General features: G+C 69.5%; 17 protein-coding genes, 1 other RNA gene and 1 pseudogene. 12 read left to right on the plus strand and 7 right to left on the minus strand.

From position 1 onward, the window contains the following. Positions 1–12: 12 nt before the first annotated feature. The 3 genes from smpB (at position 13) to ssrA (ending at position 1639) form a co-directional block, all read left to right on the plus strand. Positions 13–483 (plus strand): SsrA-binding protein SmpB, encoded by a 471-nt coding sequence (gene smpB, locus ACQPYZ_RS08000; protein ID WP_132325167.1) that lies wholly within the window; start codon positions 13–15, stop codon positions 481–483. Positions 484–591: 108 nt separating this feature from the next. Next, positions 592–1152: a DUF1707 and DUF4870 domain-containing protein gene (locus tag ACQPYZ_RS08005; protein ID WP_433166764.1), complete on the plus strand. Its 561-nt coding sequence runs from the start codon at positions 592–594 to the stop codon at positions 1150–1152. Between the two features lie 110 nt (positions 1153–1262). Then, positions 1263–1639, plus strand: a transfer-messenger RNA (tmRNA) gene (gene ssrA, locus ACQPYZ_RS08010). Between the two features lie 47 nt (positions 1640–1686). Here the strand turns inward: ssrA and ACQPYZ_RS08015 are convergent. Further along, positions 1687–2889: an ROK family protein gene (locus ACQPYZ_RS08015; RefSeq protein WP_433166766.1), complete on the minus strand. Its 1203-nt coding sequence runs from the start codon at positions 2887–2889 to the stop codon at positions 1687–1689. Positions 2890–2992: 103 nt separating this feature from the next. On the opposite strand from ACQPYZ_RS08015, the gene ACQPYZ_RS08020 reads away from it, so the two are divergent. The 7 genes from ACQPYZ_RS08020 to ACQPYZ_RS08050 are packed head-to-tail and all read left to right on the plus strand — an operon-like array spanning position 2993 to position 9597. Beyond that, on the plus strand, positions 2993–4369 hold the full coding sequence (locus tag ACQPYZ_RS08020) for an ABC transporter substrate-binding protein (RefSeq protein WP_433166768.1): 1377 nt from the start codon (positions 2993–2995) through the stop codon (positions 4367–4369). After that, positions 4369–5262 carry a carbohydrate ABC transporter permease gene (locus tag ACQPYZ_RS08025; RefSeq protein WP_433166770.1) on the plus strand — a complete coding sequence of 298 codons (894 nt, stop codon included), beginning with the start codon at positions 4369–4371 and terminating at the stop codon, positions 5260–5262. Before ACQPYZ_RS08020 ends, ACQPYZ_RS08025 begins: the two co-directional genes overlap by 1 nt. Further along, a complete protein-coding gene (locus ACQPYZ_RS08030; RefSeq protein WP_433166772.1) occupies positions 5259–6152 on the plus strand; it encodes a carbohydrate ABC transporter permease in 894 nt (297 codons plus the stop codon). The genes ACQPYZ_RS08025 and ACQPYZ_RS08030 overlap by 4 nt, the downstream gene beginning before the upstream one ends. A gap of 1 nt (position 6153) precedes the next feature. Continuing rightward, entirely contained in the window at positions 6154–6471 is a 318-nt protein-coding gene (locus ACQPYZ_RS08035; RefSeq protein ID WP_433166774.1) for an EthD family reductase, read from the plus strand. After that, positions 6468–7556 (plus strand): Gfo/Idh/MocA family protein, encoded by a 1089-nt coding sequence (locus ACQPYZ_RS08040; protein ID WP_433166776.1) that lies wholly within the window; start codon positions 6468–6470, stop codon positions 7554–7556. The genes ACQPYZ_RS08035 and ACQPYZ_RS08040 overlap by 4 nt, the downstream gene beginning before the upstream one ends. Continuing rightward, a complete protein-coding gene (locus ACQPYZ_RS08045; protein ID WP_433166778.1) occupies positions 7556–8767 on the plus strand; it encodes a Tm-1-like ATP-binding domain-containing protein in 1212 nt (403 codons plus the stop codon). The genes ACQPYZ_RS08040 and ACQPYZ_RS08045 overlap by 1 nt, the downstream gene beginning before the upstream one ends. Then, positions 8764–9597, plus strand: a complete 834-nt coding sequence (locus ACQPYZ_RS08050) for a phosphoenolpyruvate hydrolase family protein (RefSeq protein WP_433166780.1) — start codon at positions 8764–8766, stop codon at positions 9595–9597. Before ACQPYZ_RS08045 ends, ACQPYZ_RS08050 begins: the two co-directional genes overlap by 4 nt. A 54-nt stretch (positions 9598–9651) precedes the next feature. Here ACQPYZ_RS08050 and ACQPYZ_RS08055 read toward each other — a convergent pair whose 3' ends face one another. Then, positions 9652–10611 carry a hypothetical protein gene (locus tag ACQPYZ_RS08055; RefSeq protein ID WP_433166782.1) on the minus strand — a complete coding sequence of 320 codons (960 nt, stop codon included), beginning with the start codon at positions 10609–10611 and terminating at the stop codon, positions 9652–9654. A 163-nt stretch (positions 10612–10774) separates the two neighbouring features. On the opposite strand from ACQPYZ_RS08055, the gene ACQPYZ_RS08060 reads away from it, so the two are divergent. Beyond that, positions 10775–11362 carry a hypothetical protein gene (locus ACQPYZ_RS08060; RefSeq protein ID WP_433166784.1) on the plus strand — a complete coding sequence of 196 codons (588 nt, stop codon included), beginning with the start codon at positions 10775–10777 and terminating at the stop codon, positions 11360–11362. A gap of 85 nt (positions 11363–11447) precedes the next feature. Beyond that, the gene (locus tag ACQPYZ_RS08065; RefSeq protein ID WP_433166786.1) at positions 11448–12275 is read left to right on the plus strand and encodes a hypothetical protein; all 828 of its coding nucleotides are present in this window, start codon (positions 11448–11450) and stop codon (positions 12273–12275) included. Positions 12276–12280: 5 nt separating this feature from the next. Here the strand turns inward: ACQPYZ_RS08065 and ACQPYZ_RS08070 are convergent, their stop codons facing one another. From ACQPYZ_RS08070 to ACQPYZ_RS08090, 5 genes and pseudogenes are all read right to left on the minus strand, one after another. Continuing rightward, positions 12281–13483: an epoxide hydrolase family protein gene (locus tag ACQPYZ_RS08070; RefSeq protein WP_433166788.1), complete on the minus strand. Its 1203-nt coding sequence runs from the start codon at positions 13481–13483 to the stop codon at positions 12281–12283. A 7-nt stretch (positions 13484–13490) separates the two neighbouring features. Next, positions 13491–13919: a MarR family transcriptional regulator gene (locus ACQPYZ_RS08075; RefSeq protein WP_433166790.1), complete on the minus strand. Its 429-nt coding sequence runs from the start codon at positions 13917–13919 to the stop codon at positions 13491–13493. Between the two features lie 59 nt (positions 13920–13978). Continuing rightward, a complete protein-coding gene (locus ACQPYZ_RS08080; protein WP_433169841.1) occupies positions 13979–15019 on the minus strand; it encodes a hypothetical protein in 1041 nt (346 codons plus the stop codon). Between the two features lie 849 nt (positions 15020–15868). Then, a pseudogene (locus tag ACQPYZ_RS08085) lies at positions 15869–16075 on the minus strand (FHA domain-containing protein); the annotation flags it as partial. Between the two features lie 194 nt (positions 16076–16269). Next, positions 16270–17421, minus strand: a complete 1152-nt coding sequence (locus ACQPYZ_RS08090; RefSeq protein WP_433166792.1) for a hypothetical protein — start codon at positions 17419–17421, stop codon at positions 16270–16272. Positions 17422–17593 lie beyond the last annotated feature (172 nt).

Below are 17593 nucleotides of genomic sequence, written 5' to 3' on the forward strand. Positions count from 1 at the left end.
GATACTGGTCGGATGGTGAAGGAGACCGGCCGGAAACCGATCGCGCAGAACCGTAAGGCGCGACACGACTACCACATCGAGGACGTGGTGGAGGCCGGGCTCGTGCTGACCGGGACCGAGGTGAAGTCCCTGCGGCAGGGCCGGGCCTCGCTGGTGGACGCGTTCGCGGCCGTCCGCGGCAACGAGCTGTGGCTGCAGGGCATGCACATCCCGGAGTACAAGCACGGCACCTGGACGAACCACGAGCCCCGCCGGACGCGCAAGCTGCTGCTGCACAAGGACGAGTTGCAGAAGATGATCCGGGCGGTCGAGCAGCAGGGGGTCTCGCTGATCCCGCTGTCGCTGTACTTCAAGGACGGCTACGCGAAGGTCGAGCTGGCCACCGGTCGCGGCAAGAAGGACTACGACAAGCGGCACGCCCTGGCCGAGCGCCAGGCCAACCGCGAGGCCCAGCGCGCGCTCTCCGACCGCCGGCGGCGCTGAGGGGCGCGCCCTCTCAGCCTGCTCTGAGGAAGCGCTTGGGGTCTGCTCAGGGACGCGTGGGGGTCGCACCCGATGGGGTGTACGGCGTCGGGCGCGCAGAGTGGAGGCATGTCCACTTCAGACCTGCTGGTGACGCCGGCCCAACGGGACCGCGCCGTCGAGATTCTGAAAGAAATGTACGCCGACGGCCGGCTGGACCACGTCGAGTTCGACACCCGGCTGGAACTGGCGCTCAAGGCCCGGACCCGGGCGGAGCTGAACAGCACCTTCGACGGCCTGGTGGCGCGGCCGGTGCCGACGTACGCGCCCGCCGCCTTCACCCGGCCCGCGCCGCTGCAGCGGTCCAACGGCGACGGCCGCGGGATGGGGACGGTGGCCCACTGGCTCGGGTACCCGACGTTCTTCGTCGGCCCGGCGATCGTGGTCGCGACGGCCGGACAGAAGAACCCGGCGGTCCGCAAGCACGCGGTCGAGGCGCTGAACTTCCAGCTGAGCGCGTTCGGCGCGTTCGCCCTGCTGGGGATCATGACCGGGGTGACGGAGGGGTTCACCGCGTTCCTCTTCCCGCTGCTCGGTGTGCTCTGGTTCGTGCTCACCGGCATCGGCGGCCTTGCCACCGCGGTCGGCTCCAACTTCCGCTACCCGTTCACGCTGCGTCTGATCAAGTAACGCACCGTAGTTCGCGGCGCGCGGAATCCCGGGTGCGGGCGGGTTGTTGGACTTGATAGTGTGGATCTTCCACCGCCCTGCGGGGCCGGTGGGAGTTTGACAACTCAACAGGGGGTGAACGGTTTCGACTTTGGACGTTCGTTCCAAGGGAAGCGGGCCGAGGATCCAGGGTTATCTCGTTAACGATCTCTGGAAACCAATAACTGCCAACGCTAAGCGCAGTAGCTTCGCTCTCGCCGCCTGACGGCCTGAGCACTTAAAGAAGCGGTCAGCCCGGGGATGCTTCCGCCCCGGTTCCTGGCCTCAGCTAGGAAGCTTGCTGCACCAGCCCGGTCACGGGGTTGGTGCGGGACTCTTACAGTGACTGAGTCTGTCAGCGACGTGTCTGTGCGAGCGCTGGGACTGAGAAAACGCCTCACAGACTGCGCCCGGAGAAGCCTTGAAGCAACGCTGAAGGACGCGGGTTCGATTCCCGCCACCTCCACCCCTACAGAACGCCCAGGCCAGAGCCATCTGGCCTGGGCTTTCTGCTGTTCAGGCGGTCTGCAGCGTGTGCAGGTAGGTGTCGACCGCGGCGGGCTGCAGGGCGTGTTCGACGACCATCATGGCGGCGCCGTAGAGGCCGGCGTCGGGGCCCATGGTGGCCGCCTCGATGCGGACGTCACCGGCCGGGCCGGACTGGGCCGACTTGGCGACGCTCTCGCGGATGCCGGCGATCAGCTGTTCCTCGGCCTCGGCGAGGTAGCCCCAGAGGCTGATCACGCCGGGGTTGAGCAGGTTCACCACACCGGCCAGGACTTCGCCGATGTCGCGGCCGGCGACCCGGACCGCGTGCCCGGCCTCGACGTGGGCCGCCCGGGCCAGCCGGGCGACCTCGCGGGCGTTCGGCGCGTCCACCCCCTCCGCCCGCAGCCGGCGCGCGAGCGCGGCGCCGCTGGCGATCGCGTTCAGGCAGCCGCGGTTGCCGCAGCTGCACGGCTCGTCGGAGGCGCCGACGCGGGTGTGGCCGATCTCGCCGGCCAGGCCGGAGACGCCCTGGACGACCCTGCCGTTGACGACCACGCCGCAGCCGATGACAGTGCCGACCTTGACGCAGATCAGGACCTCGGGCTCGTCCGTCCGGGCGCAGTGTTCGCCGAACGCGAGCAGGTTGACGTCGTGGTCGACGAAGATCGGCACCTGCATCCAGCGGTTCAGGACCTCGCACACGGACTCGGCGGTCCAGTCCGCGCCGCCGCCGTGCGCGGCGAGCTCGACCCGCGCGGGCATGCCGAAGCCGATGCCGTGCACCCGGTCCGGATCGGCCCCGAGCCGCTCGAGCATCTCGTCGTACGTCCGGGTGACCTCGGTGAGGACCGCCTCCGGGCCGTCGGCGAGGTCGATGTCGATCATCGTGCTGGCCAGGATCTCGCCGGCCAGGTCGGTGGTGGCCAGTCGGATGCCGGAGATGCCCAGCTGCGCGGCCAGGGTGAGACCGGCCCGCGGGCTGAAGCTGAGAGTCGCCGGCGGCCGGCCGCGGGAGCCGCCGGCAGCGGGGCTGTCGAGCGTCAGCAGCCCGGCCGCGAGCAGGACCTCGACCCGGTCGTTGACCGTCGATCTGGCCAGGCCCAGCTCGTCGGCCAGCTGGCCGGTGGTGTGCGCCCGGCCGTGCCGGATCAGCTCGAGGATCTCGCCGGCCCGGGCGATCCGGGACGGCGACGCCGTACGGCGGCCGGGACGTGACGGCGCGGTGGTCATGGCGGAAGCCTACCAATTAGGGCAATCGTCAACGTCTTTCTGTTGACCATCGACATTAAAGTCCCTACGCTCGCCGAAAAGCCTCCACGAGCGAGGAGCTCGCATGACCAGTTCAGGACTCACCCGGAGACAGCTGCTCCGGACCGGCGGGGCCGCCGTCGCCGCCGCCGGGCTGGCGCCGGCGCTGGCCGGCTGCGGCGGGTCGGACGAGGCCGCCGGCGGCGGCAAGCTCAGCTTCATGTACTGGGGATCGGCCTTCGAGAAGAAGGCGATCGACGAGATGCTGAAGAAGTACGCCAAGGAGCACGACGGCACGAGCGTCGACCCGATGTACGTGCCGGTGTCCAACTACCCGACCAAGGTCTCCAGCCTGGTCGCCGCGAACACCCCGCCGGACCTGGCCTACCTCGGCACCGGGCAGATGTACGACCTGGCCCAGAAGGACCTGATCCTCAACCTGTTCCCGTACCTGGACAAGTACCCGGCGCTGAAGGACCGGCTGCCGAGCAGCTACTTCTGGTACGGCAAGGACAAGCTGGCCGCGAACCAGCTGGCGATGGGCGTGCAGATCCTCTACTACAACACCGACGCCTTCGAGGCGGCCGGGCTGGACCCGGCGCCGTTCACCGCGGACACCGCCTGGAGCTGGGACGACTTCGTCGAGGCGGCGGACCGGCTGACCGTCGACCAGAACGGCAAGCACCCGTCCGAGGACGGCTTCGACACCGGCAAGGTCAAGCAGTTCGGCACGATCGCGCCGGTCGGCGGGGCACCGCTGTACAGCCTGCTGCGGTCCAACGGCGCCGACTTCGTCAACGAGGACGGGACCAAGTTCGCCCTCGACTCCGCCGCCGCGGTCGACGTCCTGAAGAAGGTCCAGGAGCTGATCTACGTGCACCGGGTAGCGCCGACGCCGGCCCAGCTGGGCAAGAACGCGCCGACGACGTCGGTGCAGCTGCAGACCAAACGGGTCGGGATGATCATCGACGGCAACTGGACGATGCTCGACCTGATGGAGAGCAAGGTGCCGTTCGGGGTCGCGGTGCTGCCGAAGTTCCAGGAGCCGCTGACGATGACCGGCGGTGCGGCCGGCGCGATCTTCGCGAAGACCAAGCACCCGGAGGAGGCGATCGAGCTCTACCTCTACTACAACGACCCGGAGCACGTGGACCTGTTCAAGGACGGCCTCTGGGCGCCGTTGCAGAAGAAGTACTACACGGACCAGGCCGAGATCGACAAGTGGGTGCTGAAGGACAAGTACCCGCCCAACTTCAAGACCGCCGTGGTCGACACCACTCTGAACCACGGAGTCACCGACTGGGGGCAGCAGATCAAGAACGCCGAGCGGATCCACCAGGTGCTCGACCCGGCGATCGAGCAGATCAGCCTGAACAAGGGCGCGCCGATCGACATCGTGAAGGCGCTCAAGCCCAAGCTCCAACCGCTGCTGCAGGGCAAGTGGCCCCGCCAGGAGCTGTGATGGCTTCTCCGATGAAGCAGGAGGCGCGCTGGGGCGTGCTGATGGCGCTGCCGGCGATCATCGGCTTCGTCGCGTTCACCCTGCTGCCGATGATCGCCTCGGCGGTGATCAGCCTGACCGACTGGACCATCGGGGCGTCCCCGAAGTTCGTCGGTTTCGCCAACTACACCAGGATGTTCACCGCGGACGACAGCTTCTTCAAGTCGCTGTGGGCCACGCTCTACTACACGCTGGGCGCCGTACCGCTGCTGCTGGTGGTGTCGTTCGTGGTGGCGCTGCTGCTGAACCAGCCGGTCCGTGGGCAGGCCCTGTTCCGGGTGATCTACTACCTGCCCGCGATCGTGCCGATCGTGGCGAACTCGATGCTGTGGATCTGGCTGTTCAACCCCGACTTCGGCCTGCTGAACACGCTGACCGAGAAGGCCGGGCTACCCCGGTCGCAGTGGATCTTCGACGAGAGTACGGCGATCCCGTCGCTGATCCTGATGTCTGTGTGGGGCTTCGGCAACGTCGCTGTCATCTTCCTGGCGGGACTGCAGGGCGTGCCGCGGCAGCTCTACGAGGCGATCGCGGTGGACGGCGGCGGGGCGTGGCGGAAGTTCCGGCACATCACGCTGCCGATGATGACGCCGACGATCTTCTACAGCCTGGTGACGAGCGTGATCGGGGCGCTGCAGGTGTTCGTGCAGGCCGCGGTGATGACCGAGGGCGGCCCGAACGACTCGACCCTGTTCTACATCTACTACCTCTACCGGACCGCGTTCACCAACAACGAGATGGGATACGCCAGCGCGCTGGCGTGGATACTGTTCCTGGTGATCATGGCGATCACCGTGGCGCTGTTCCGCAACTCCAGCCGCTGGGTCTACTACGAGGCCGGGAGCGCGCGATGACCGCCGTACTGGAGAAACCCGAGACCGTCGCGGCCGCGCCGCCGGCGCCGCGGCCGCTCGCGCCGAAGGGGATCGGCAGGAAGGTCCTCGTCTACCTCCTGCTGGTGGCCGGGGCGGTGCCGACGCTGCTGCCGCTGATCTGGCTGGTGCGCAGTGCGCTGATGTCGTCGGCGCAGATCTTCGTCTCACCGGTGGAGTGGATCCCGAAACCGTTTGCCTGGGACAACTTCTCCGGTGCGCTCACCCAGGTGCCGTTCGCCCGCTACTTCCTGAACACGCTGATCATCGAGGCCGGCGTACTCGTCGGGACCGTGCTGTCCTGCTCGCTGGCGGCGTTCTCGTTCGCCCGGTTGCGCTGGAAGCACAAGAACCTGGTGTTCGGCCTGCTGATGTCGGGGGTGATGCTGCCGTACGCCGTCACGCTCATCCCGACGTTCCTGTTCTGGCAGAAGCTCGGCCTGGTGAACACCTACGTCCCGCTGATCCTGCCGTCCTGGTTCGGGACCGCGGTGTTCAACATCTTCCTGCTCCGCCAGTTCTTCCTGTCGATCCCGTACGAGCTGGACGAGTCGGCGTACATCGACGGGGCGACTCCGTTCCAGGTGTACTGGCGGATCATCCTGCCGCTGTCGAAACCGGCCCTGGCCGTGGTCAGCGTCTTCACCTTCCTGCACGTGTGGAACGACTACCTCGGGCCGCTGATCTACCTGAACGACTCGGACAAGTACACGCTGGCGATGGGGCTGGCGTCGTTCCAGGGCACCTACACCGCACAGTGGGGGTACCTGATGGCCGCGGCCGCCGTCGTGCTGCTGCCGATCGTGCTGTTGTTCGCCTTCGCGCAGAAGTACTTCGTCGAGGGCATCGCGCTGACCGGACTGAAAGGCTGACATGTACAAGGTGACCGTGCTCTACGGGCCGCCGGACTCCGCCGAGGAGTTCGACCGGTACTACGACCGCACGCACATCCCGCTCGCGCAGCGGATGACCGGGCTGAAACGGTGGACGGTGTGCCGGTTCGAGGCGGCGCCGGACGGGACGCCGCCGCAGTACCACTACCAGGCCGAGCTCTACACCGACAGCCGCGCCGACCTGGAGCTCGTGCTGAACTCGCAGGCCGGTCTCGAGGCGAACAAGGACCTGGAGAACTTCGCCACCGGCGGCGCGGTGTTCCTGTTCGGCGAGGAGCGGGAGGTGCCGGTCCGATGAGTGTCGACGTGATCGTCGTGGGTCTCGGCTTCGGCGCCGACTTCGCCCCGATCTACCAGGCGCATCCGGACGTCGGCCGGGTCGCGGTCGTCGACGCGGATCCCGCCCGTACGGCGGCCGTCGCCGACCGGCTCGGGATCGGCGAGCGGTTCGCGACCCTGGACGACGCGCTGGCCGCTCCGGGGTGGGACGCGGTCCACCTGCTGACCCCGGTACGGTTCCACGCCGACCAGGTCCGGCAGGTGCTGAAGTCCGGCCGGCACTGTGCGTCGGCGGTGCCGATGGCAACGACTCTCGAGGACCTCGACGCGTTGATCGCCGCCCAGGAGGATGCCCAGCGCAACTACATGATGATGGAGACCGCGGTCTACTCGCGGGAGTTCTTCCACGCCAAGCAACTGCTGGACAGCGGGCGGCTGGGCCGGCTGAGCTACTTCAAGGGCGACCACCTGCAGAACCTTGACGGCTTCCCGGAGTACTGGCGCGGCTACCCGCCGATGCACTACGTCACCCACGCGCTGTCGCCCGCGCTCGCACTCGCGAACACCCGAGTCGAGTCGGTCCGTTGCCTCGGGTCCAGCCGCCTCACCCCGGACCACATCGGCGTCGCCGGTGACGGGTTCGGTACCGAGGCCGCGTTGTTCCAGCTGGCCGGTGACGACGCCCTGGTCGCGAACGTGACGATGTCGTTCTTCCAGCTCGGCCGCAGCTACCTCGAAGGCTTCTCCGTGTACGGCGACGAAGGCGCACTGGAGTGGCCGCAGCTCGAGGGTGGACCGATGAAGGAGTTCGCGCTGCAGCCGCTCGCCGAAGGCCGCCGTGGGCGGGCGGTCAGCGAGGTCGACGTCCGGCCGCCTGGTGCCCCGGAGTTGTTGCCTGAGGCCCTGAGACCGTTCACCGACGGCGGCCACGGCGGATCCCATCCGCATCTCGTGCACGAGTTCGTGTCCAGCATCGTCGAGGGCCGCAAGCCCCGCGTGGACGCACGGACCGCGGCGACGTGGACGGCCCCCGGGATCTGCGCTCATCAGTCCGCACTGCAAGGCGGCGCCGAGATCCAGGTGCCGGACTACGGAGCGCGCTGATGCCTGTCATCGCCCTCGTCGGAGCCCTCGACACGAAGGGAGCGGAGTACACCTTCCTGGCCGACCGGGTCACCGCGCTCGGAGGCCGGCCGCTCCTGGTCGACGTCGGCGTCCTGGGCGAACCGTCCCTGACCGCGCGGATCGGGCGCGACCTGATCGCGGAGCTCGGAGGTGGTTCGCTGGCCGAGCTGCGCGAGCGTGGTGACCGGAACGCGGCGATGACCGTGATGGCCCGCGGTGCCGCCGGCGCGCTGGCCGATCTCGCGGCGACCGGCGACGTGGACGGCGTCCTCGCGGTCGGCGGGTCCAACGCCGCGTACGTGATGGCCGAGATCTGCGGACGGTTGCCGTTCGGGTTCCCGAAGGTGCTGGTCTCGACCATCGCGGCCGGCGACACCCGCTCGTACGTCCGCGAGACCGACCTGACGCTGATGTACCCCGTGGTCGACATCAACGGGCTCAACCGGCTCAGCCGGCCCGTCCTCGCCAACGCGGCCCAGGCCTGCGTGGGGATGGCCACGAGCCGGTACGCCGAACCCGCCGACTCCGCGCCCTTGGTCGGAGTGAGCATGTTCGGCGTGACGACGACCTGCGGGGCGAACGTGGTCCGGGGCCTCGACGACCGTGGCTTCGAGGCGCTGACGTTCCACAGCACCGGGGTCGGCGGCCGCACGCTGGAGGCGCTGGTCCGCGCCGGCACGATCCGTGGGGTCGCCGACCTGACGACGACCGAGTTGGCCGACGAACTGGTCGGCGGGGTCTGCTCGGCCGGTCCGGACCGGCTCACGGCCGCGGCGACGACCGGCGTACCTCAGGTCGTCAGCGTGGGTGCGCTGGACATGGCCAACTTCTACGACACCGTGCCGCCGGAGTACGCCGGACGGCAGTTGTACCCGCACAACCCGGCCGTCACGCTGATGCGGACGACCGCCGGGGAGTGTGCCGAGCTGGGCCGCCGGATCGCTGCCCGGCTCAACCCCTCGATCGCGCCGGTCGCCGTCCTGTTCCCGCGTCGCGGACTGTCGCAGCTCTCCACGCCCGGCGGGGTCTTCCACGACCCGGCCGCGGACGACGCGCTGTTCCAGGCTCTGCGGGACGGGCTGCGGCCCGGCATCGAGCTGCACGAATTCGACACCGACATCAACGACCCGGTGGTGTCCCGCACCGCCGTGGATCTGCTGGCCGGCTGGCTGGAGAAGGAGACGCCATGAACACACAGACCCGCGCCGAACTGCTGGCCGGATTCCGGGCCAAGGTCGCCGAGGGCCGCCCGATCGTCGGCGGCGGCGCCGGCACCGGGCTGTCCGCCAAGTGCGCCGAGGCGGCCGGCCTCGACTTCGTGGTGATCTACAACTCCGGCCGGTACCGGATGGCCGGCCGGTCCTCGATGGCCGGGTTGATGCCGTACGGCGACGCGAACGCGATCGTGATGGAGATGGGCGCCGAGGTGCTCCCGGTGACCGACACCCTTCCGGTGATGGCCGGGGTGTGCGGGACCGACCCGTTCCGGGACATCCCGCGGTTCCTCGACCAGGTCAAGGCGGCCGGGTTCGCCGGGATCCAGAACTACCCGACCGTGTGCCTGTTCGACGGGATCATCCGGGCGAACCTGGAGGAGACCGGGCTGGGCTTCTACCGCGAGGTCGACCTGGTCCGGGCGGCCCGGGAGCGCGACCTGGTCACGCTCGCCTACGTGCACAGCGAGGACGAGGCGGCCGCGATGACCGAGGCCGGCGCGGACATCCTGGTCCCGCACCTCGGCCTGACGACGTCCGGCATGATCGGCGCGCGGACCAGCCTGACGCTGGACGACGCGGTCGACCTGGTCGCGCGGCTGCGGGACGCGATCGTCGCGGTGGACCCGGGCGCGCTGGTGATCTGTCACGGCGGCCCGATCGCGACCCCCGAGGACGCGCGGCACGTGCTGTCGAAGGTCGACGGGGTCGTCGGCTTCCTCGGCGCCTCCAGCATGGAGCGCCTGCCGACGGAGGTGGCCATGGTCGACCACATGCGCAGCTTCCACGAGATCCGGGTCAGCTGACAGCCGACCGGGGACACCGCGAGCGCGGCGTCCCCGGTCGGTGGTTGTCTCAGGTCACTCGCCGACGAGTTGGTCGTAGTGCGTGGTGAAGGAGACGTGGTTGACGCCGTCGAAGACGGCGGGGATCTTGCCGTAGGCGGTGATGGCGGTGGCCGCGCCGTTGGCCTTGCTCATCGCGTACTGGTCGCCGGACTGCGTGTTGTGGTCGACCGCCACGATCAGCGACCCGCCGCGGGTGCCGCAGCCCTGGACGACCAGGGACTCGTAGTTCGCCCAGCCGGAGCTGCGGATCAGCTTCAGGACCGGCTTGGCGCCCGCCGCGACCGGGATGCGCACGGTGTAGAGCGCACCGGCGTTGGTGGTCATCAGCAGGGTGTCGTACGTCGCGGTCTCGCTGATCACGGTCATCGCCTTGAACCCGCGGAAGCCCGGGAGCGGGCCGAGCGCCTTGAAGCCGGCGCCGACGATCTGGTAGCGGTACAGGCTGCCGTTGGTGTTCAGGCCGTACAGGTACGCGTGCCGCGGCTGCGCGACGCTGTAGTTGGACGTGGCGATGGACTTGAAGCTCGCCCAGCCCGTGCCGACCTTCTTGAACGTCGGCACCGGCGCACCCTCGTCCGGCAGGTACGTCGTGTGCCGGTACAGGTTCGAGCCCTGCAGGAACAGGCCGTACATGTAGTACTGCGTGCCGGCCGCGTTCACCGCGCCGTACCAGGTCGCGTTGGTCCGGGTGACGACGTAGTTGAACGGCTCGTAGGTCACGGCCCGCGGCGGCTTCGCCGCGGTGACGTCGGCATCCTGCACGGTGCCGGCGGCGGTCGGCCAGCCGACCCAGCTGATGCACGGGCCGGCCGCGGCGGCCTTCATCGATTGCGGCTGCATCTTGGCGGCGATCTTCGCCGACAGGTCGGGCTTCGGGTCGGCCTGACCACCGGCCACGGCCGGGCCGGATGCGGCGGTCGCGGCGAGCATGCCGACACCCGCCACGGCGAGCGCGAGGCGCTGCAGTTTCATCAAGGAGTCCCCCTCCAGGACAAGAAAAAGGTCTCGGTCGACCCGAGACCCCGCACACTCTAACCTGGATCGGCCGACATTCGGCAAGGTCCTGCACTTTCGTGCAACCGGCCCGGAAACGGAGTCCCGGCACCGCTGCCGCGACGCAGATCAGGAGACAGCCATGGCCCTGCCCGAGCCCGTCGTCCAGCGCGGTATCGCGATCGCCGGGGAGAATCCGATGATCGTCCTGTACCGCCCGGGCAGCGACGACCTCGTCGTCCTGGTGAGCATGTGGACGGCGAAGTACTCGCCCGTCGGGGCCGGCCGTGCGCTGCTGATCTGGGCCGATCCCGGCGAGTCCGGGCTCGGCGCCGAGACGCCGACCGGGATGTACGCCGACAACCCGGAGCTCGCGCGGTACGTCTGGGAGAACTTCTACCGCGACTACGACACGATTCGCGGCCGGGGGATCGAGACGAACCCGCCGGTCCCGGCCCGGTTCACCGAGGTGTCCGGTGGCGACCGCTTCCACCGGATCACCTGCGTGTCGGCAGGCATCACGATCGAGCTGGAGTGGCGCGACGTACTCGACACCTTCCAGGTGATGACGCGGCTCACCGGCTTCGAGACCTCGGCGATCGGCCGGCCGTGCGCGGGCGCCGAGGTGCGCGTGAACGGGGTCGCCGCACGCGGCGAGGTCCATCAGCCGGAGGGGTGGTTCGGCAGTTCGGCGGCGCTGGCCTTCGCCGAGACGTGGCGCGAGATCTGATCCGCACCGCCGGCGGCGTAACGGCAGGGGGTGTTCTCGCGATACCCGGGTAACGCTGAGGAGCATCGGGGCCGGGTGGGTGGGGATGTCTGTGCTGGCGATGTGTCCGCTGTGCGCGGACGACGACGACGTCGAGGTGGTCGAGGACCTGTCCGATGGTCGGCAGCGGGTGCGGCACCGGTGCGGGTACGAGTGGACGCACGGCGCCGCCGACGTCGCGAAGTCGCGGCCGGCGTACACGCTCGACGAGCTGAGGTCGCGGTTCCCGGGGCCGCGGGACGTGGATCCGAAGTGGCTGCTGCGCGCGGAGGAGTTGAAGGCCGAGTACCTTCAGCGCGAGCCCGGGTTCGATCCGGCAGTGTCCTGGACGACGTACCAGCAGCTGTTCTCGACGGACGGGCTCTGGACTTGTGATCCCGTTGACCTGTGGGCGTTTGCCAACGATGAGGCTGGGGCGCCGCCGGGGGACCCGTCGGTCTTCAACGCGGCCTGGAACGAGATGGGGACCGAGGTCGCCGCGCGGTACACCCGCAACACTGTCGACTACCTGCTGCGCGGCCCGGACGACATCCCGCTCGAGGATCGCCTGCAGCATCTGCTGTCCGGCACGAAGCCGTTCTCCATGCCGGGCTTCAAGGAAGCGATGCTGACCAAGGTGCTGTGCGTGGTGGACGCCGAGCGGTTCCTGCCGATCCTCGAGTACACGACCGAGGCCGGCGGGAAGCGCGAGATCGCCCGTCTGGTCTACGGTCTCGAGCTCCCCGCCCCGGGGACGGTCGACTGGACCCTCGGCCGGCTCGTTGTCTGGAGCAACGACGTCCTGCACGCGCTGGCCGGCGAAGGGTTCGCCAACCAGGAGCACGCCGCGGCCTTCCTCCGGTGGGCCAAGGATCAAGCCGCCGGTCCGTCCTGACGGCCCTACCGGATCGGGCGGAAGGTACGGCGGAGGTCGTCGGTCCACTCGGTGGGCAGCTCCCACGGGATGAAATGGCCGCCGTTGGGGTGGGCGGTGAGGTTGACGTGGTTGTACCAGGCGGCGCGGTCGCCGGCTAGGAAGTTCTGGACTCGTTGCTCCGGGGTGCTGACGCCGGGCGGGTTCTCGTGGCCGACGAAGGTGATGCCGGTCGGCGCCTCGATCACCGGCCATCGGTCGTGCGACGGGGTCCACGGGTAGCGGTTGTTGTTCGCGTACGTGCGGATCGAGGTGTCGATCGCGTTCCCGGCCCAGTAGATCGTGGCGTGCGTGAGTACGTCGTCCCGGCTGAACGGATCGCCTTCGGACCAGCTGTTCCACCGCTCGAGCATCCACGCGAGCATGCCGGCCGGTGAGTCGGCCAGGCCGAAGCCGAGGGTGCTCGGGTGGAGGACGTGCGCCGCGAGGTGGGCGGCGAACCGTCGTTCCAGCTCGATGATCCGGGCGTGGACGTCCGGCGGCAGATCGGGCGGGAGCGGGTTGCCGCCGGTGAAGTCCCACGCGCGGTCGCCGGTGAAGAAGTCGAGCTTCAGACCCGAACCGATGTGGATTCCGTACAGCTCGTCGGCGTACTTGTGCCCGAGTTGGCCGGTGACGAGGGCGCCGACGTCACAGCCGGCGGCGGCGTACTTCGGGAAGCCGAGGACACCGGTCATCAGCTCGTGCCAGACGTCGGCGATCTTCCAGAAGTTCATGTCCGGGTGGTTCGTCAGCGGCGTCGAGAACCCGAACCCGGGCAGCGACGGCACGATCACCTCGAACGCGTCGGCCGGATCACCGCCGTACGACGCCGGGTCCGCGAGCCGGTCGATCACCTTCGACCAGTGCCAGAACGTCCACGGCCAGCCGTGACTCAGGATCAGCGGGACCGGATCGGGCCCGACGCCGGCCTTGCGCAGGAAGTGCACCGGGACGCCGCCGACGTCCACCCGGTACTGCTCGTAGGCGTTCATCGCCCGCTCGGCGGCCCGCCAGTCGAACCCGTGCGCCCAGTACTCCACGAGCTCCTGCAGGTCGGTACGACGTACGCCGTAGAAGCCGTCGTCGTTGCCCGCGTCGAGCGGCCACTTGGTCGCCCGCAGCCGCTGCCGCAGGTCGTCCAGCACCTCGTCGGAAACATGGATCGGGGTCTGTTCCAGAGTCTTCATGGTTGCCTCAGGCATCGTCGGCGGCGAGCGCGGTCAGCCGGGAGAGGACTGGCATCGAGCCGGCCAGGGCGGCCCGCTCGTCGTCGGTCAACCGGTCGACCAGGTCGGTCAATCGGGCGACGCGGTTCGCGTGCCGGGAGTCGACGACGTCCCGGCCCTCGCGGGTGAGCGAGAGCAGCATCGCGCGGCCGTCCCGCGGATCCGGGCGACGTTCGAGCAGCCCGTCCTGCTCGAGTTTCGCGACCAGGCTGGTCAACGCGGGCTGCTTCAACTGCTCGGTCTTCAGCAGGTCCGTCAGTCGCATCGGTCCGCCGCGCTGGAGGGTGTGCAGCACCGACAGCGTGGAGAAGTTGAACCTCCGGACCGACGGCAGCCGGATGAAGATGGTGTTGAAGTCCTCGATCACCGTCGTCAACCGGTCCACGTCCACCGTCACGCGGACGACAATATCAATTTTCGATGTAACTCGGCAACCCGGTGGCCGGCCGGCTGCTGTCAGTTGCTCAGGGCAACCGGGACGGCGAACGTGGTCTCGCCGGACTTCAGGTTGAGGGTCGCGGTGGTGAGCTCGTCGGGCAGGTGACCCGTGAAGGTGATGGTCCCGCGTTCGACACCGCCGGCCGGGACGGAGCCGGGCCAGTCGCTGCGGAAGCCGTCGGCCTTCAGCGAGGTCCCGTCCGGGCCGGTGAAGGTGACGTCGTCGTGGGGGACCGGCAGCGACTGGTCGCCGCCGTTGCTGACCACGACCTGGACGCGGGTGAAGTGGCTCGTGTACGTGACGTTCTCGACCGTGACGGTCAGGCCGGCGCCGGTCTTGGCCGCCGGCTTGAGTAGGCGGTCCTCGCCCGACTCCTTGCCGGTGACGTATCCGGCGACGTACTCGGCGCCCGCGGTGAGCGCGAACCCGCCGATCCCGACGCCGACCAGGACGGCGACGATCGCGATCACGACCGGTACGTCGAGGCGGCCGCCCGCCGGTCGCTCCTCGGACGAGAACGCGTCGATCAGCGCGACCACCATGGCGGCGACCAGCGCGATCGCGGGCGGGACCAGCCACCGCAGCGCGCCGCCCACACCGTCGCCGAAGAAGGACGCGGCGACGTTGATCACCAGGCCGAGCCCGAGTACGGCGGCCGCGACCAGCAGGACCCGGACGAGCCGGACGTGGCCGGGCTGTGACTCCGCGGTCGGCTCGGGATTGCGGCGTACCGACTCGGGCTTGCGGCGTCCCGGCTCGGGCTTGCGGCGTCCCGGCTCGGGCTGCTCCGCGCGGCTCGGTCGCTCCTGCTCGAACGCGGACTCCGGCCAGCCGGCCGACTCCGACCAGCTCGCCTGCGCGCCTTCCGGGTGGGTCAGCGCCGGACGCTGGGTGCCCGACCACGGCGAACGGGCCGGCTCGGGGTTGTCCGCCGACGGGTAGGCATCCCAGGCGGCGTCCCGCGCCTCCTCGGGATCAACCCATCCGACCCGCGCCCCACCAACCCACTCCCCACCGTCCGCGTCCTGGCGATCTCCCCCAATGATCCGATCAAACAAATCCCCCGACTCCGCCTGCTCGTACCCCGACGAACCAGCCTGATCCGAGGAGCCGTACGGGCCTGGCGCCCCAGGCTCATCCGCGGATCCGTGCACGCCCGGCGAACCAGGCCGATCCAGCGAGCCATGCCCGCCCGACGCCCCAGGCTGATCCGCCATTCCATGCGGGGTCTGCCGGTCAAGCTGACCCGGCGAACCAGGCTGACCAGGCGAGCCGTGCAAGCCTGGCGAATCAGGCTGACCCGGCGAGTCGTACGGGGTCTGTGGGTCGGGCTGGTCCGGCGAGGCGTTTGGAGTCTGCGCACCAGGCCTTCCGGGTGAACCGGGCTGACCCGGCTGGGCCGGCGAGTCGTGCGGAGCCTGCGCGCCGGGGTGATCCGGTGATCCAACCCGCATCTCCCACGCCGGTTGGCCGGCGTCCGGCGAGCCAGCCGGCGTGCGCCCGGGCGGGCTCGCCGACGCCTCCCCGCGCAGTCCAGCCGATGCCTCCCTGGGCAGTCCAGCCGATGCCTCCCTGGGCAGTCCAGCCGATGGCTCCTTGGGCAGTCCAGCCGGTGCCTCCCCCCGCGGTCCGGCCGGAGTCGTTCCGGGCGGACCGGCCGGAGCTTGTCCGGGTGGTCCGGGCTGGGGCTGCGGGGTTGCCGGTGGGGGAGTTGCCGGTGGTGCGACCACGGGCGGGGGGACCGCCGCCGACGGAGGCGGGCTGCTGTCCGCGTCCCGCTGAGGTGACGGGGCTGCCTGGGAGCGGTCGGGTGGTGGGGCTGCCGGGGCGGGGTCGGCGGTGGGGGTCTTGTGGAAGGTGAGGACCGAGCGGCCGATGTGGATTCGGTCGTTGTCGGTGAGTTCGGTGGGCGCGGCGAGGCGGCGGCCGTTCAGGCCGGTGCCGTTGCGGGACTCGTCGACCAGCGTCCACGCCGTACCGCTGCGGTTGAGCCGGGCGTGGATCCGGGAGATCTGGTCGTCCGAGGGCAGCCTGATGTCGGCGTTCGAGCCGCGGCCGATGGTGATCGTGTCGCCGTCGGCAGGCAGCGCCCAGCGCTGCGCACCGAGCGACACCGCGAATTCGGTTTCCAACTAACACCCCACCCGGCAGCCAACCCGTCTGCGCGATTCTGCCTGCCCGACCCACCCCGGGTCCAGACCGCCCCGCCCCCATGAGCCTCGTCACACTCACCCCGGCGCGGCGGGCCCGCTGGACACCCACCCGCGCGTACGGCGGCCCGGCCGCGGACCGCCGTACGCCTGAGCTGTCAGTTGAGAGTCATCCGGGGCTCGCCATTCAGGAGACCGGCGCCCGAGATCGTGCAGGTGCCGCCGCGATTCTGGGCGTACGCCTGCCGCACGCAAGACCGGGTGGCGAGCTGGCCCCAGTAGTTGGGGTGGAGGGATTCCTGGAGGTAGTAGTTGGAGCCGACCGTGGTCACCGTCCGGATCTGGTTGATCCACTCGGTCTTGTCGACCGCGGTCGCCTGGGTCCACGAACTCAGGCCGACCTCTTCGTACAGCCCGACCGTCTTCTCGCACAGCCGCCGGCCGTTGAACGCCGACTGCAGCTCGAGCAACCGCGTGTTCGTCAGCCCGGACTGGCCGATCGCCGCGCGGACGGTGTTGTTGATGGTGACGAGCGCCGTACTGTTCGCCCAGTCCGCGTCCGCGTTCCAGAAGCCGCAGCCGCCGATGCTCTGGCGGGTGTAGCCGGTCTGGACGTACCGGATCCCGCTACCGGGCGGCAGCGGCGACGGGTACGTCTGGACGAGCAGCGTCCACGCGTTGTCGCCGTACCCGGCGTTCCGCATCGCGGTCCGGATGTTCTGGAACGCCGTCGCGATCCGGCCGCGGACGGTGGTCACGTTGGCGGCGGTGAAGTTGTTGACGACCGAGGAGTCGTCCTTGCAGTAGTCCGGGTACCACGACGGCGAGAGCAGGAAGTTCTGCACGCACCGGGTGACGATCGCCGCGAAGTTGAAGTCGTTGCCGCCGACCGACACGACCACCTGCTTGACGTTGTGGCTCGCGGCGAACTGCTGCAACAGCTTCGCCTGGCCGAGGTGCCCGGCGCCGTCGTCGTAGAAGTCGATCCCGGGCTTGAAGTAGTCGCCCGTGGTGGTCGTGGTGCGGGCGCCCGAGCAGGCCAGGTTCAGTCCGCCGACACCGCCGCCGATGTACGCCTCGGCCGACCGGCTGCGGTGACACCTCGGGATCTGCTCGGCGGTCCCACTGGCGTTGTCGTGGTAGGCGTGCGCGCCGAGTGCGTCGGCCGGCGCCTCGGAGTTGTTCGAGCTGCCGGCCCAGCGGCCGGCCTCGCCCGAGATGTAGGAGTCGCCGACGGTCACGACGTACGGCGTACCGGTCCCGGGCCCGTCGGCCTGCGCGGGGGTTGCGACCAGGCCGAGCCCAGCCATGGAGAGTACGAGAACTGCGGTCAAAGAGCGGGGCGGAATCTTCACCGGAAGGCCTCTCTCGCCGGAGGTCGGTGACCGGCCCGGCCACCGTGGCGAGAAATGTACTTCCGGGTAACCCCGAAGAACAGACCGAGAGTACTGACACCTTTGCGCACTGTCACCGCGGTGTCAG

Source organism: Kribbella sp. CA-247076, assembly GCF_050942445.1.
Taxonomy (GTDB): domain Bacteria; phylum Actinomycetota; class Actinomycetes; order Propionibacteriales; family Kribbellaceae; genus Kribbella.